The sequence below is a fragment of the Mariprofundus ferrooxydans PV-1 genome, assembly GCF_000153765.1.
GTDB classification, from domain to species: Bacteria; Pseudomonadota; Zetaproteobacteria; order Mariprofundales; family Mariprofundaceae; genus Mariprofundus; species Mariprofundus ferrooxydans.
Genome location: NZ_DS022294.1, coordinates 1362948 through 1378745, shown reverse-complemented (window position 1 = coordinate 1378745; position 15798 = coordinate 1362948). Strand labels below are relative to the sequence as shown.

General features: G+C 52.4%; 12 protein-coding genes, 1 tRNA gene and 1 other RNA gene. 13 read left to right on the top strand and 1 reads right to left on the bottom strand.

The annotated features are described in order from the left end of the window. The first annotated feature begins 10 nt into the window (after positions 1-10). The 12 genes from SPV1_RS06285 (at position 11) to ffs (ending at position 14391) form a co-directional block, all read left to right on the top strand. A complete protein-coding gene (locus SPV1_RS06285) occupies positions 11-706 on the top strand; it encodes a FliH/SctL family protein (RefSeq protein WP_009850303.1) in 696 nt (231 codons plus the stop codon). Continuing rightward, positions 703-2118, top strand: a complete 1416-nt coding sequence (locus SPV1_RS06280) for a FliI/YscN family ATPase (RefSeq protein WP_009850302.1) — start codon at positions 703-705, stop codon at positions 2116-2118. Before SPV1_RS06285 ends, SPV1_RS06280 begins: the two co-directional genes overlap by 4 nt. Further along, positions 2063-2515 carry a hypothetical protein gene (locus SPV1_RS06275; RefSeq protein WP_231288304.1) on the top strand — a complete coding sequence of 151 codons (453 nt, stop codon included), beginning with the start codon at positions 2063-2065 and terminating at the stop codon, positions 2513-2515. Before SPV1_RS06280 ends, SPV1_RS06275 begins: the two co-directional genes overlap by 56 nt. Before the next feature lie 3 nt (positions 2516-2518). After that, positions 2519-3205 (top strand): MotE family protein, encoded by a 687-nt coding sequence (locus SPV1_RS06270; RefSeq protein WP_009850300.1) that lies wholly within the window; start codon positions 2519-2521, stop codon positions 3203-3205. A gap of 134 nt (positions 3206-3339) precedes the next feature. After that, positions 3340-6192: a hypothetical protein gene (locus SPV1_RS06265; protein WP_009850299.1), complete on the top strand. Its 2853-nt coding sequence runs from the start codon at positions 3340-3342 to the stop codon at positions 6190-6192. Between the two features lie 223 nt (positions 6193-6415). Continuing rightward, complete coding sequence (locus tag SPV1_RS06260) at positions 6416-8944, top strand: flagellar hook-length control protein FliK (RefSeq protein WP_009850298.1); 2529 nt, start codon at positions 6416-6418, stop codon at positions 8942-8944. Positions 8945-8954: 10 nt separating this feature from the next. Then, positions 8955-9620: a flagellar hook assembly protein FlgD gene (locus tag SPV1_RS06255; RefSeq protein WP_009850297.1), complete on the top strand. Its 666-nt coding sequence runs from the start codon at positions 8955-8957 to the stop codon at positions 9618-9620. 24 nt (positions 9621-9644) lie between these two features. Continuing rightward, positions 9645-11048 carry a flagellar hook protein FlgE gene (locus SPV1_RS06250; protein WP_009850296.1) on the top strand — a complete coding sequence of 468 codons (1404 nt, stop codon included), beginning with the start codon at positions 9645-9647 and terminating at the stop codon, positions 11046-11048. Positions 11049-11250: 202 nt separating this feature from the next. Then, positions 11251-11940 carry a transglutaminase-like cysteine peptidase gene (locus SPV1_RS06245; protein WP_009850295.1) on the top strand — a complete coding sequence of 230 codons (690 nt, stop codon included), beginning with the start codon at positions 11251-11253 and terminating at the stop codon, positions 11938-11940. 9 nt (positions 11941-11949) lie between these two features. Continuing rightward, positions 11950-13890, top strand: coding sequence for a bifunctional diguanylate cyclase/phosphodiesterase (locus SPV1_RS06240; protein WP_040881529.1), 1941 nt, complete (start codon positions 11950-11952; stop codon positions 13888-13890). Positions 13891-13956: 66 nt separating this feature from the next. Beyond that, a tRNA-Ser gene (locus SPV1_RS06235) sits at positions 13957-14046 on the top strand. 248 nt (positions 14047-14294) lie between these two features. Continuing rightward, positions 14295-14391: signal recognition particle sRNA small type (ffs, locus tag SPV1_RS14155), an RNA gene on the top strand. 61 nt (positions 14392-14452) lie between these two features. Here ffs and SPV1_RS06230 read toward each other — a convergent pair. After that, positions 14453-14872, bottom strand: a complete 420-nt coding sequence (locus SPV1_RS06230) for a hypothetical protein (protein ID WP_009850293.1) — start codon at positions 14870-14872, stop codon at positions 14453-14455. A gap of 180 nt (positions 14873-15052) precedes the next feature. Between SPV1_RS06230 and SPV1_RS06225 the strand changes: the two genes are divergently transcribed. Beyond that, the gene (locus tag SPV1_RS06225) at positions 15053-15679 is read left to right on the top strand and encodes a pyrimidine 5'-nucleotidase (protein ID WP_009850292.1); all 627 of its coding nucleotides are present in this window, start codon (positions 15053-15055) and stop codon (positions 15677-15679) included. Positions 15680-15798: the final 119 nt, after the last annotated feature.

Here is a 15798-nt window from a genome sequence, read left to right as displayed (position 1 = left end):
AGCTACCGCCATGTCTGAACTCAAACCACTCATCTTTCCTGCCGATGTACGTGAAGCGACACAACACGCAGCCGCCTTTCCATTCACCCCGGCAAACAGAACAAGTCAACATGCAAGCAGCGTGGCCGATAACAGGATGCAACAACTCGAGCAGATGCTGCAGGAAGCTCAGGGCCGCGCCGAAATTGTAGAGAAAGAAGCCTATGACAAAGCCTATCTGGCCGGTGAAAAGGCAGGCATGACACTGGGCAAAAAACGCGGCGAACAAATTCTCGAGACAGTGCAAGCCAGCCTGAAAGAGGCTGAGCGTGACATTGCTACATTGCGGTCAGCATTTGCCGAGGCCGCCATGGACGTAGCCGAACATATTGCAGAGCAGATTATCGGCCGCTCACTTGCACACGACAGATCTGCGCTGCTCGATATTGCCCGACAAGCTGCCAACCAGCTGCCCGACACTTCAAAGTTGCACATCGCGGTTTCTGCAGATGACTATGCTACCTTCAAACGCATGCTGGATGATGATGATACAACCGCAGTTCTACGTGCCGACCCCACTGTCACAACTGGAACATGCCGCGTTATCTCTGCCGATCAGGATATTCTTATCGACCCGGTTGGCGCTGTAGCCGGTTATCTGTCTCAACTGCAGCCATTACTGCTGGGGCAGGTTCAATCACCCGCCAATAAGGACACAGGAGCATGACTGACATCGCGCTGTGGAACAGCACACAGCGCCGGAAAGTATTGGAAGATGCTCACAAACCTGTCCTGTTTCCGGTTCGTGGAAAAGTGTACAAGGTTCTGGGCCCGATGCTGGAAGCAACCGGCTTAAAAGCCAGCATCGGACATGCCTGCAATATCTGCTGCAGCATAGGGCATAGCATTGAGGCGGAAATCGTCGGATTTCGCGGAGAACATACGCTATTAATGCCCGTTGGCAGCACCCGCGGCATCGCCCCGGGAGACCCCATTGAACCCTTGTCGACAACCCCATCAATTCGCGTAGGCCCGCATCTGCTCGGCAGAGTACTCGACGCACAGGGCAACCCGATGGACGAATACGCACTGAGCAACCTCGGCACGTTATTCCCTCTGCATGGCACCCGCCTGAATCCTTTTACCCGTCATACGATTGACGCTCCGATGCAACTGGGCGTACGCGCCATTGATGCATGCATGCCCATGGGCTGGGGACAACGGATGGGTCTGTTTGCCGGCGCGGGGGTAGGCAAAAGTACACTACTGGGCATGCTGGCCCGCAATTCTGATGCAGAGGTCAATGTTATCGCACTGGTCGGAGAGCGCAGCCGGGAGGTACGGGAGTTTCTCGATCAGGCGCTCGGTTCCGAAGCGCTACAGCACAGCGTGGTCATTGTTGCCACCTCCGATATGCCACCGGTCCTCAGGGTACGAGCCGCCCATATGGCTACCACCATCGCCGAAGCCTTTCGGGAGCAGGGTAAACGCGTATTGTTATTGATGGACAGTCTCACCCGCGTAGCTCAGGCGCAACGTGAAATCGGGCTGATGCTTGGTGAACCGCCGGCCAGCAAGGGTTATACCCCATCCTGCTTTTCCATACTGGCCGAACTGCTGGAGCGTTCAGGCCCCGGCACCGCCCAGGGAGGCGATATCAGCGCATTTTACACTGTGCTGGTCGAGGGCGATGATATGCGAGCCGATCCTATTGCAGATTCGGCGATGTCTGTACTTGATGGCCACATCCTTCTTGATCGAAAACTGGCTGAACAAGGTCATTTTCCAGCCATCAATGTACTGCGCAGTATTAGCCGCCTTGATACCCAGCTGATGAACAATGAGCAGATGCAGGCTGCACGAATGCTGCGCCGCAAGATGTCAATCTTCGAACGCATGGAAGATATGATCTCTATAGGTGCCTACGAACAGGGAAGCAACCCGGAGCTGGATAATATCATCGACAACCTGCAGGAAATAAAAGGTTTTTTGCAACAAACATCCAATTCATGTTCTGCTCGGGAAGATTCGGCACAACGATTGCTAGAGCTTGTAAGCAAGATGTCATACGGGGAGAACATGCATGAAGCTCGCAACGTCCAGAATTTTGGTTCAGCTCAGCGATCAGGAACGCAGTGACATTGAGCGTGAGCTGGCCGAACTGAACGAGCGTCTCCAACACATGCAACAGCAACAGGAACAGACCAGCCAGCATATTCAGCAATTAAACCGGCAACGGGATCAAATCATGAAGCAACATAACAACTCGGCCCTCCTGCAAAACCTGAATGCATGCATGAGTGAGCAACAACAACTGCTGTCTATCACAAACGCGGCTATTGCGGAGCTTGCACAACTGAAACATGAAGTACTGGATCGCATGAAAACGGCATGCCGCACCAAACATAGCTATGAAGCCGCGCACCATAAAGAGAAGCACCGGCTCCAGCGGGAGCAGGAACAACAGACCCAACGAGAGCTGGATGACCTTGTTGGACGTCGTGCCGCAGCACATCGTGCGGCCGGGAGCGCCTGAGCCATGGCACGGCGTACATGGACCCTGATGCTCGCTATTACCCTGCTGCTGGTGGTCAGGGTAGCCACTCATCTGATCTCACCTGAACTGCAAGCTACCGCCACCGTGCCTGAGCAGCAGGCACGGACAACAGCGCCAGCCACATCACAAGTTGCTGCGAAAGCAGCCCTCCTTTCGCAGCCGGCAACAACCTCTCCGGAGACGGACTCACTGGCGTTGCTGGAGACCCTGCTGATTCCCGATGCCGGTGCGGCAGGCAACCCACCCCGCCAAACTGCGACAGCACCTGCCGAAGAGGATAAAACTCTGGCTACTTTACGAGCCTACAAAGCATCGCTGGATCAGCGTGCAAACGAACTCGATCAACGCAGCAACAACCTGCAGCGGGCAGAAGAGAGGCTGCAACAGCGGGTTACTGAACTGGAACAACTGGAAGCCAGCATTCAGCAACGCCTGCAAGATGAGGCCGGTATCAAGACCAAAAAAATCAAACGACTCACTTCAGTCTATGAAGGCATGAAGGCCGACAAGGCCGCCCCTGTCATTGCCGAAATGGAGTTGGCGACGGTGGTCAAAATATTTTCCCTGATGGATGAAAAGAAAGTAGGAAAAATTCTCTCCTTTCTGCCTGCAGACAAGGCTGTACAGATCAGCCAGGCGTTGACGCGCCAGATCAGTACCGTCAAATAACCGGCACATTGCCTCACTATCATGAATCATCCAGCAGCCGCTCATGATGTGCAAGCAACATCTGCATGCATTCGGGTTGACCTGTCAGACATCATGACAGCGTCCATCACTATATTATATCGAGGTTTAACATTATGAATTCTGTGTTCAGTGACCGTCCACTGTTTTATCATCACATGGAATGGGTGTTGATGCATCCTCGCTTCGGCTTTCTGATGATGGGGCTGATTGCACTTTCATTCAGCCATAACCGCCTGCTTGCCACAGCCCTGTTTATCTTTTTCTCTTTCGAACTGGGCTTGCGCTTTGCCATCATGCTGAACAAACGGCGCACCAACCCGTATCGCTCATCACTGAACCAAAAAATTGATGCACTGTTTCTGGTGCTCGATCTGATCGGTATCGCTTCTCTGCTGATTACCATTTTCAATATCCCGCTTGATGCTGAAAACATAGCTGCCGCACGCCTGCTGCGCGCCGTCTACCTGCTGCGAACACTTCGCATGTTCCGTTATATCGACCTGCAAAGCGCGATGTATTCACCAACCTACGGCATGTTGATCTCGCTGATCATTCTGATGTCGTTTTTTGCTGAGGATACGATGATGTGGATTATCATCATTTTCTTCAGTGTGGAGCTGGCAATCCGCTTCCTGATCATGCGCAACATCAAATTCGAAACTAAACGTGACAAGGTTTCCGAATGGTTCTACTGGACAGTGGATCTGGTCGCCACCATCGTCATGATTCCGGCTTTTGCTTTTATCCCTTACGGTGGAGCCTTGCGTATGCTGCGCCTGATCCGCCTGCTCAGACCATGGATGGTGATTCTCCGCAACCTCAAAGACGTGATGCGAGAAGGTCAGTTCATGCAGGAGATCAACCTGATCGTGCTGCTGCTCGGCGTGCTCTCAATAGGCGGCGGTGTCATCGGTCACTTCACCATGGCCGACTTTGATTACGATCAGAATGGCCACCTGAACCCGGAAGACAAGGGCATGCTGGCGCCAATTTGGTTCGCCTTCCGCCTTTTCACTGACCCGGGCAATGTCATTTACTATCCGGACAATACTGAAATCGCCTTCATCTCGGTACTCGCCGTCATACTCGGCGTCTTTATTTTCGCCTTTTTTATCGGCATCGGTGCCAGCATTGTTTCCGGCTTAATGGCCAAATTACGTAATGAACGGCTGAATATTACCAATCATATGGTCATGCTTGGCTGGTCGGCTGTTTCTCCGTTTATCCTGTCGCAGTTAAAAATTATCTCGGAACGCAGCTTTTCCAAACTGAAGCTGGTGATTCTGCATAACAGCGAACATATGCCTGAAGAACTCATTGAGCATACATGGGTATCCTATCGCTGGGGAAACCTGGAGGAGGTTGCATCCTTACAGCGAGTCAACCTGGCGCATGCCAGACAGGCGATCATATCGATTCCGGAGGGCCACAGCAGCGCCGAGAATCTGGCATTAGCCACCTTCTCACTGATTGCAATTCGCAAGGTCAACCCCGATATCTACCTGAACTATGCTACACCGGGAATGGCCCATCCTCATCTGAACTCACATCAGCATATGCTACAGATTGGCTGGGATACGCAGTCGTTTTACAACAAGCCTACCGTGGTGCACTCCCAGGCAGATGTACGTGCAAATATGTTCCGCAACATTCTGATTTATCGGGATTTCGATCAGGTGATGGAGCGATTGATGATTCCCGAGCGCACCGAAGAATCATCCCTGCAGATCAGCGAATGGGGAGGGCGTCTCGATCATGTTGACGGTGCCATTCATCTGTTTCTTCCCGACAACAGTGCGTCCATGGAAACTACCACATTGGCAGCTCGCCTGCTTGTGCGGGGAGCTACGCTGCTGGCGCTGGTGGATGAGGCTGGCCAGGCTCACCCGTTGTACAAACTCAACCAGCTCAAGTTACCGCTGAACATTCCCTCCATGCTAGGTATTGCCATCAATGCCAATGCCCTCAATGCAGAGGCATATTACACTGTTAAACGACTGAATCACCTCCCACTGCCTGAACAGGTGCTCGATACAAGCAGCATCCGCCCAGCCAGCCACGGTAAAACACTGAACCTGCTGATTACCGGCTGGATCGGCAGCCTGCCGCTACTGTTACAACGGTTACTGTCTGAATTCGAGCAGATCAAAGTCACTCTGATTGATGACCTCAGCCCGGATGAGCGGGAAGAGCAGTTAAGCTATCTGCGCAGACGTTTCGATGAAACACCGGGAGCCAACGGGCGTATTAGCGCCGAAATCATACACTGGGATTTCTCTGATATGAATTTCCTGCGCCCTTATGTGCTGGGTGCTGATCGCATCCTGCTTTCACGGCCGCTACACTTGGCGACGGCAGCTTATGCCAGTATCGCAACCGTCCTGTCACACCTGGTCACTATTGTCCGGGAACAGAATGGCTCCCCTGACATCTTTCCTGTCATGGAAAACCGTGAACAGGCGCGTCTGCTGCAGCAGGAGCTGGAGCGATTCGATTTCCCTATGGAGATTCACGTCACCGTGCCTGATGAGTTCTACGGCACTTATCTGGCCCATACCAGCTTTCACATGTATGCATCGGAAAACGAGGGCTCCTATGAGCTGCAACGCGTACTGCGCCATATCATTGATGATATGATGGGTGATGTCGGCGATTCCGATGAGATGAACCTGCTCGCCTTGGAAGTAAAACAGGAGTTACCCGAAGATGCTGAAGCCCTGTTTGCTACCCTGCTGAATCAGGGTTACGTCTGGATCGGCTACCGGCTGCAGGAGAGCTTCATATGGTCAGACCCTGTGCAGGATGCCATTCGCAAAATATTCCCGCGCGAAGAGGACTTCTCCTGTCTCAGACAGTTCCAGATCATTCTCAACCCATTCGGAAACCCGGTATCCCGTCACTCATGGACACAGTACCGGCAGGAGGTGGTTGAGTTGATCGTCATCGGCCAGAGTTCGCCTGACTGATTACTTCTTTTCTCCTTGGCTGACCACAGATGCAGGCGCTCGCGCCTGCATCTGCATTTTCCATCCTTACTGATTCATAATCGCCGGCACAAACTGCACAATCCCTAGCGGAAACTTTTTCCCCGAATGGGAACTTATTTCCGGAAAGAATGGTCGACGAAAACTGTAAATAATTGATTAATATAGGTTTTTAATATGGCCCCCATCCTGCTCTGTCAATGATATGATAGAACAAGTGACGGGACCCGGCTCATCCGGCATCGCAGAAAAGAGCGCCAGCACCGGCAAACAGGCAGCCTCGGGCTTGTTTGCTAAACTTATGGCCATACTTGGCAAACAAGGTAAGGGTAGTGAAGGCAACGCATCTCCCGCCGACAACCAGCAGCCGAAATTTACTATTGTACAGCACATCACACTGGGACAACAGAAATCAATACAGAAAGAGCTGTTGACCGGACCAGCCACAGCAACAAAGCTCGCCACTCCACAGATCAACAACTCCGAAGATGGCTCAACCGTTCAGGCCGTAGCCCTACAAATATTAAGCCAGCCGCATGCCACAACTCCGAAGTCTACAGCCTTCCAGTTTAACCCTGATGAAACTACGGAAGGGAAGAGGCAGACAATCCACTTCGGCAGCAACTCAGGCAAACAGAATAAAACAGTACCCGTCACATCAACTAAAGACACATCAGTGCAGGCAGCTCACGGACACAAGCAGGGTAATACTCAGACTACTGATACTAAAGAAGTACGGTTACAAACCACTGACGGCAAGCAAATCAACACGCCTGTTGCTGACGACAAAAGTACTGCACCGCTGCAGGCTGAAGTTCACAAAGCAGCCCCAGTGCAAACCGTTGATAGCAAGCAGATCAACACGCCTGTTGCTGATGCCAAAGCTGCGCCATTGCAGGCTGAGGTTCACAAAGCAGCCCCGGTGCAAACCGTTGATAGCAAGCAGATCAACACACCTGTTGCTGATGCCAAAACTACTGCACCGCTGCAGGCTGAAGTTCACAAAGCAGCCCCGGTGCAAACCGTTGACGGCAAGCAGATCAACACACCTGTTGCTGATGCCAAAGCTGCGCCATTGCAGGCTGAGGTTCACAAAGCAGCCCCGGTGCAAACCGTTGACGGCAAGCAGATCAACACACCTGTTGCTGATGCCAAAGCTGTGCCACTGCAGGCCCCTGACAACAAACAGGTCAACACACCGATTGCTGATGCCAAAGCTGCGCCATTGCAGGCTGAGGTTCACAAAGCAGCTCCGGTGCAAACCGTTGACAGCAAGCAGATCAACACACCTGTTGCTGATGCCAAAGCTGCGCCACTGCAAGCCCCTGACAACAAACAGGTCAACACACCGATTGCTGGTGCCAAAACTACTGCACCACTGCAGGCTGAGGTTCACAAAGCAGCCCCGGTGCAAACCGTTGATAGCAAGCAGATCAACACACCTGTTGCTGATGCCAAAACTACTGCACCGCTGCAGGCTGAAGTTCACAAAGCAGCCCCGGTGCAAACCGTTGACGGCAAGCAGATCAACACACCTGTTGCTGATGCCAAAGCTGCACCACTGCAAGCCCCTGACAACAAACAGATCAACACACCTGTTGCTGGCGCCAAAGCTGCAGCATTACAGGCCGGCCCCCACAAAGCTGGCCCCGTGCAAGCCACTGCTGGCGGCAAGCAATTCAGTACGCCTGTTGCTCAGGCCAAAGAGACTTCTATCCAGATCGCGACTAAAGGGGATGATGCAGAGCAGCCAAAATTCAACAGTCAAACGAAGCTTGCGGCAGCGGCAACAGCGTTCACAGCAGGCAAACAGAGTCAGCCTGCAAAACAGGCACCTAGCACCCAGGCAGGCAGCAGCGCCGAAGATAAAGTAATGACGGCGAGGAGCAGTGCTACTGTATCCACAGCAGCAGCAATGCAAAACAGCCCGCAAACATCGGAGCAGGCACCTGAGAGTACCGTATTTAGCCGGGCCATCCCATCAGTCAAGGGTGAGAAACAAGCTGCTGGCTTGGCAAAAAATGAAAAAGTCAAACATGCCAGCGAAGCCAAACAAAATGCCGGAACCGAACGCGTGAGTCCGGTGGCTCTGCACAATGTCACAACACAGCAACCATCGCAGCCCCCAGCAGCAGCCGGCACATCCACAGCCGAAGCTTTAACGCAGGGACTTGCCCAGGGCGATAGCGGACAGCAGTCGGGCGACAAAGGTAATCAGGAGCCCCACAGTTTTCAGGTCACCTCTGCCGATAACCGGCCTGCCTCAGCATCTGTCTCGGCCAGCCACTTTCAACAATATTTAAACCACCGCCCGACCCCCACCATGACCATGTTTGATTCCATCCAACACATTGCCCAATCGGCAAAAAATGGTCAGACCAAACTGGAAATCCAACTGGATCCCGTCAACCTCGGAAAAATCCACATCTCATTGCAAACAGATGCCAGCAAACAGATTCAGATCCATATGATTGTCGATCAGTCGGGAACCAGAACAGCAATGGATCAGCAACTACCGGCCATCAGGCATGCACTGGCAGAGCAGGGTTTGAACCTCTCGGGCTTCTCCATGGGATCACATGGGGGACAAGCCTCATCCGGCTTTGGCGATCGCCAGTCATCCGGTGGCTCACAACCGGATAAAAACAGCACTGATAACGTAAAAACATCACCCATCGCAGCTAACCGCCACTCCGCCTTCCATAGCGACAGCGGTCTAAGCATTCACATCTAGGAGGATATATATGCTCACACCTACAGCCGCCACCGCATCCGGCCAGGCTGCCCAGACAACAAGAACCACACAAAATGATCTGGGTAAAAAAGATATTTTTCTTAAACTTCTGGTGGCCCAGATGCAGAATCAGAACCCGCTCAAACCGCAGGATCCAACGCAGATGTCCAGCCAGCTGGCTCAGTTCAATATGGTTGAGCAACAAACCAGCAGCAATGCTCTGCTTCAGCAGTTGGTAGATGCAAGCAGCACGCAGAAGGCAACATCCAGCAATGGTGCCAGTTACCTTGGCAAAAACGTCACAGTACAACAAGACCAGATTAACTATACCGGTACAGCATCGAATTTCTCTGTTGTTACCGATCACCCTGCGGCACAAGCTCAGATCACCGTATCCGATAGCACCGGCACGCCGGTACGCACCATTAACCTGAAGAACCTGCCTGCAGGTGGCAGTAATTTAAGCTGGGATGGTATCACCGACAGTGGCGCTGCAGCCGCACAGGGAAAATACACCATTAATGTTCAGGCAACCGATGCTCAGGGAGCAGCAGTCACATCTCATATCGAACAATCCGGCACTGTCGATGCCGTACGTTTCTCGGCAAATGGCACAACAATGATCATTGGCGGCATTGCCAGCTCACAAGCCAACATCACTGAAATCAGACTATAAAAAAGGACTTATAAGGAGACTATCATGGGTATTTATAATGCATTATTTTCAGGCGCAAGTGGCTTAACTTCATTCGGCGAGGCTGTGCGTGTCGTAGGTGACAATATTGCCAACGTCAACTCTATCGGCTTCAAAAGCCAAAGCGTCAGCTTCACGGACGTATTGTCCCAGACGATTGGTGTGTCCAGCACGGGCTCTCAACAAGTCGGTAATGGTGTCAAAATCGGCACCATCTCTCGTAACCAGATGCAGGGATCCATTCAGAACACATCCAGTGCAACGGATATGGCTATTAACGGCAATGGCCTGTTCGCCTTGCGGGATCCGGCTACCAATCAGACCAGCTACTCCCGTGCCGGCTCCTTCCAGCTGGACAAAAACTTCAACCTGATTGATGGCGGTGGCAATATTGTTCAGGGCTATGCTATCGACCCCCTCTCCGGGAAAGCCATTGGAAGCGCCACTGACCTTTCATTCGGCAATCTGGCAGCCCAGGCAAAATCAACCGCCAATGTCACCTCGTCACTCACGCTCGACTCCACCGCACCAGTGCTACCGACCGGCACCGTTTTCAACCCAGCTGACCCAGCCACATTCCATTTCAAATCCGACGTGACCGTATTTGATGCATTGGGAGCCACCCATGTCGTCAGCCAGCAGTTCACACGCATGGGACAGGATGCAGCCGGCAATAATGTCTGGGACTATCATACATCTGTCGATGGTAAGGAAATTGTCGGCGGCACAGCCGGTACCCCCACCGAAGTAGGCGCCCCCACCGCATCGACCGTCAGTGCCGGTGGTACCGTCACAGCCATCGGCACACAGACGCTAGTCTTCGGCCCGGCCGGCGAACTGGTACAGGAAAATGCCCCTCCGGCTACGTTTAACTGGTCGGGCTCCGCAGCCAGCACCATCACACTGAACTTCGGCAATGCTGCAGGTCAAGGCACACTCTACCCTGTCGCAACGGCCGATTCCCAGGGCATTACAGGCACCGGTCTTGATGCCACGGTACAGATGGCAGGCGCTTTTGCCACCCGACAAGTGTCAAAAGACGGTTATGCTGCTGGCTTCCTGGATACCTTGACCACAGACTCCTCCGGAACCGTTTCCGGCACATTCACTAACGGCCAGCGCCGTGCCCTGTTTCAGGTCGCTCTGGCCAAATTCCCCAATGATGCCGTACTCAACCATGTCGGCGGGAATCTGATGCAGGAAACCATTCAGTCCGGCTCCCCTGTACTGGAAAAACCCGGCAACGGCGGCATGGGCACGATTACGCCGTACGGCTTGGAGCAATCCAATGTGGATCTGGCTGCCGAATTCGTGAAATTGATCGTTGTTCAGCGTGGCTATGAAGCAAACTCCAAGACCATCCTGACCACGGATCAGATGCTTTCATCATTAATGCAGCTCAAGCGCTGATTCTTGAGTTTTGCATAATCTAAATATTGAGGGTGGAGGCACACTGCTTTCACCCTCAATATTTTCATATATGCTTCATCCTATGACTCACTTCCAGCTATATCTCAAGCAGCCTAAGGCAACGCCTCGATCAGCTGTGTTTGGGCATACATGCAAACCCGCCCATGCCTGATGTCATGCCTAATACCTGCTCGTCACTCGTATGAGCTGCGTTCACCGCCTCCTGCTCCTGGTTATGGTACTCGTAGCAACGGCTGCAACGGCCGACAATGACACTTTCACACCCGAGTTTCTCGCTCAGATAGCACAGAAATACGGCAACAGCGCCAAAGAGCGGGTGGTTGACTGGCAACATCTGATTGAGTCCGCCCAGATACATCATACCAGCGAGCGGGATCGCATTCACACGGTCAATGATTTCTTCAACCATATACCCTTTGTCTCAGACCTTCAGCATTGGCATCGCACGGATTATTGGGCCACACCGGTTGAATTTCTGGCCTCCAATGGCGGTGACTGTGAAGATTTTTCCATCGCCAAGTACTTTACCCTGCGCGAGATGGGCGTACCTGACGATCACCTGCGTATCACCTATGTCAAAGCCTTGCGCCTGAATGAGGCTCATATGGTGCTCGCCTGGTATGAAACCCCGCAAAGCGACCCACTGATTCTTGACAACCTCATCCCCGACATTGAACCGGCATCCCGGCGTACCGACCTGTTGCCTGTTTACAGTTTCAACGGTAGCAACCTGTGGATGTCCAAGGAGCGGGGGCAAGGCCGCCTGGTCACCGGCGGTTCTCAGCGCATCAACCTGTGGCGCGATCTGAATTTACGTATGCAGCAGCGCGAACGTGGTCGTAGCTATACTGCCAAAAGCATGACACAATAGGAGTCGATTATGACACTCTCCCGTCAACTCATGACCCTTATCTCCATCACAGTATTTCTGATCTTCTCAGGTACAATCTGGATCTCCGTGGACAACACCCGCTCCTATCTGTTGTTGCAACTGGCAACACAGACACAAAATGCAGCCGATTCACTCGGTCTGTCGCTCGTGCCCCATATGCAGCACGGAGATATAGCGGCCATGGACACCATGGTCAGTGCCGCTTTTGACAGCGGCTATTACAAATCGCTTCTGCTGACCACCATGACCGGCAAGGTATTGATTTCGCGCGAAAACACATCGCACATTGAAGGGGTTCCACAGTGGTTTATTGATCATCTGAGCCTGCAAACACCAAAGGCAGAATCACTCATTACCACGGGTTGGGCCCAGGCCGGTCGCCTCACCCTTGTCGCCCATCCGGGATTTGCCTACCAAAAATTATGGGAAACCACGCTGCAAACGTTGTTATGGTCATCGCTCGCATTTATGGCATCCCTGGTAGCTGTGCTGCTGATTCTCAGAACCATTCTTCGCCCATTAAATGCCGTTGAGAAACAGGCTATGGCTATCTGTGAAAGAGGTTTTCCGATTCAGGAGCATCTTCCACGCACACGCGAGTTAAGGCGCGTGGTACTGGCTATGAACAAAATGTCCGCCAAAGTCCAGGGAATCATCAATGAACTGACCACTCAGGCAGAACAGATGCGCCGGGACTCGCTTGACGACAGCTTGACCGGATTGGCAAATCGCCGGGCATTTAATGCCATGCTGGAGAATATCATCCATGACAAGGAACAGGGTGGGACAGGTTCACTTGCCGTCATCCGGATCAGTGGTTTTGCCGATTATAACCGGCTCCATGGCATTCAGGCCGGTGATGATTTACTAATCGATATCGCGAAAAAAATCAGCCTGACGGCTAACGCCTACCACATGTCCACTGCGGCTCGTATCACAGATACTGATTTTGGCGTTATTTTACCGCTGGTCGATAGCGACAAGGCGGCTGAATTTGGGCAGAGCATAAGCAATGCGATAAACCGGTTGGCAAACACCATCGATATGGCGGAGCTGGCTCACACCGGTATTGCGTTATTTCATGAGACCAGCACCATGAGTGAAATCATGAGTGATGCCGACGCAGCCCTTGCAGAAGCATCTCATCTGGGCGGAAACGGCTTCGTGATTCAAAGCAAAAAAAGCGAAGTACCGGGTAATATCGCATGGAAACAGCTCATCGAGAAGGCCATGCTCAACAACGATATTCACCTGTTAGCGCAACCGGTTTTCAACCTGCAACGACAGGTGCTCTACACAGAGTTACGGATTCGCATTCAGGACCAGGACGGTAACATACTTGCCACCCCCGGCGTCTTCACCTCTATGGCCGACAGACTGGAGCTCAATACAACACTGGATCAGTTTGTCATCACACGGGCAACCGGCCTGATCGAAGCCGGTCACGCCACAACGTCGCCACTGGCCGTCAACCTCTCCCCACACTCGATCAATAATCCGTCATTCATTAGCTGGCTGGAAAATCATCTTAACCACCATGGCGATACGGACGGCCATCTACTGTTCGAGATCAGCGAGCATGGTCTGCTGCAACAAATCGAACAGGCCACGGCTTTCATCGCACTGATACATGCTCATCGCGGCAAGGTCGTCATGGAACATTTTGGCACCAGGCTCAGCTCATTCCAGACTATGCGTCAGCTGAAAGTGGATTATATCAAGCTCAGCGGCAGCTATACACGCGACATTACCGTCAACAATGACAACCGTTTCTTCCTGCAAACAGTGGCCGATATTGCCCACGGACTGGATATCGAAATCATCGCTGAACAGATAGAAACAGCGGCCGATGCTGAAACCATGCAGGCTCTGGGGATCAATGCCATGCAGGGTTACTACTTCGGTGAGCCTGCACCTCTGAAAGAGTGAAACTAAATCTTTCTTGCGGATCAGGGCGTTGAACCTTACTATCCGCCGCCCCGTAAAAAGGGATATGGAGAGATGTCTGAGCGGTCGAAGGAGCACGCCTGGAAAGCGTGTGTACGTGAAAGCGTACCGAGGGTTCGAATCCCTCTCTCTCCGCCAGTTTAAACGAACGGAGCGCTTTTGTAGCGCCCCGTTCATTTAAACTTGAGATAGAGGGTGTGAGAACACTCGCTGAGGGTTCGATAAATCGGCACGATTGCCGATTTAGACAGTCGCCAGACTGCCCAAAGGGTGAGGATCATGGATGATCCGAATCAATCCCTCTCAGCCTGTCCAATATCTCAAGTTTCGTGAGGCTTTTGTCTCACCACCAGTTTCCACTTAAGGTGGAACCCAGGTGTCGTCCGGGTTGAGCCCCGCACGGTGAACCCCCGTGAACCCCGTCAGGTCCGGAAGGAAGCAGCGGCAGCGGGATGACACGCGTTGCGGTTCAGTTTGGCCCGGACGGCGCATTTTTTGCACATAACACGCTGCCGCAACCACCCGTTTTTTTTACTTCCTTTATTTAGTCATCGCATATGATTTTATCGATCTGGTGCAGGAATGCATGCGCCAGATGGTGATGCTCATGCAGCATCCTTTGTGAAATCATGATGCGTGCATACTCGGGAATCACCTCCTCACTGAATATTCTGCCCACAGCTGACTGGCCGATAAACAGCCACATATACTCATGCAACGGTGTACCATAGTCGCTGGTCGTAAGAACAAGATGAATATTGTGTGCAATAATATCCACACCGACGCCATGAAAGCTGTAATAGAGGCGGTAAATGTCTGTATGTTCATGCAGCACCGCACCATATTCCTGCGCATGCGGACCTTCTACAAAGCGTCCGTCATAAACCCGGGTTTCAATATTGCTGGCAGCAATCGTAGTTAATATTTCCTTTCCGATATGTGAACGGTTGATCTTGGCATCCATAATATTACTCCTGTCATCAGCATCATTTCACACAGTGCCCCTGGCAACAGGCAAAGGTAAACACCGGTGAAATTATCAAGCCATTTTGAGGATAGTGATCAGCGCCAGATACTCACAAGCGTCGTTTTTCCCCCCAGATGCGCACTATTTGTACTACGCTACCCCTGCTAGCATGAGCACATGCCATTTGATTTAGCCGTCATTGATCTGGATAACACCCTCTATGCCGCCGACAGCGGTGTATTTGCGCGTATGGACAAGCGCATGACCGCATTTGTCGCCAGAGAGCTGGGCGTAGAGAGGGAAGAGGCTGATCGCCTGCGAGTGAAATACTGGAAAGAGTACGGCACCACCCTGCGCGGTATGATGCTGCATCACGATATGGAGCCGGAAGCTTTTCTGCATGATGTTCACGATGTGGATGCCCATCAGATATTGACCGTCGATTATGCGCTGGATGATGCGCTCTCACGCCTGCCTTATCACAAGGTCATTCATACCAACGGCATCCGCGAGCATGCAGAGCGTATTCTCGCAGCTCTCGGCATTGCCCACCACTTTCAGCGTATCTACGATATACGATTCAATCACTATATCCCGAAACCGTCATCAGAAACACTGGCCAGGCTGATTTCACTCGAAGGTGCGCTGCCTGCACGCACGCTGGTTGTGGATGATATGGCAGATAATCTGCAAGCTGCGCGCGAACTCGGCTGCAAGACGGTGCATATATGCCATGAGGCTAGTGGTGAATGGGATTATCATATCCCGACATTCCATCACCTGCCCGACTCTCTCGGCATCTAGTCATGTCGAAAAAAGGAGGGTTCTGGTTGTTGATCCCTCCTTCCAGATCTTCCGGCCTCATCCATATTTGAGTAGAGAAGAACGGCGCGCTGGAGGCGCTTTGATTCGGGCTATCGTAG

Coding starts and splice junctions, on each gene's coding strand:
- SPV1_RS06230 (WP_009850293.1), bottom strand. CDS start 14,872: ATGGATGCCAAGATCAACCGTTCACATATCGGAAAGGAAATATTAACT.
- SPV1_RS06245 (WP_009850295.1), top strand. CDS start 11,251: ATGAGCTGCGTTCACCGCCTCCTGCTCCTGGTTATGGTACTCGTAGCA.
- SPV1_RS06255 (WP_009850297.1), top strand. CDS start 8,955: ATGCTCACACCTACAGCCGCCACCGCATCCGGCCAGGCTGCCCAGACA.
- SPV1_RS06265 (WP_009850299.1), top strand. CDS start 3,340: ATGAATTCTGTGTTCAGTGACCGTCCACTGTTTTATCATCACATGGAA.
- SPV1_RS06250 (WP_009850296.1), top strand. CDS start 9,645: ATGGGTATTTATAATGCATTATTTTCAGGCGCAAGTGGCTTAACTTCA.
- SPV1_RS06270 (WP_009850300.1), top strand. CDS start 2,519: ATGGCACGGCGTACATGGACCCTGATGCTCGCTATTACCCTGCTGCTG.
- SPV1_RS06240 (WP_040881529.1), top strand. CDS start 11,950: ATGACACTCTCCCGTCAACTCATGACCCTTATCTCCATCACAGTATTT.
- SPV1_RS06225 (WP_009850292.1), top strand. CDS start 15,053: ATGCCATTTGATTTAGCCGTCATTGATCTGGATAACACCCTCTATGCC.
- SPV1_RS06285 (WP_009850303.1), top strand. CDS start 11: ATGTCTGAACTCAAACCACTCATCTTTCCTGCCGATGTACGTGAAGCG.
- SPV1_RS06280 (WP_009850302.1), top strand. CDS start 703: ATGACTGACATCGCGCTGTGGAACAGCACACAGCGCCGGAAAGTATTG.
- SPV1_RS06275 (WP_231288304.1), top strand. CDS start 2,063: ATGAAGCTCGCAACGTCCAGAATTTTGGTTCAGCTCAGCGATCAGGAA.
- SPV1_RS06260 (WP_009850298.1), top strand. CDS start 6,416: ATGATAGAACAAGTGACGGGACCCGGCTCATCCGGCATCGCAGAAAAG.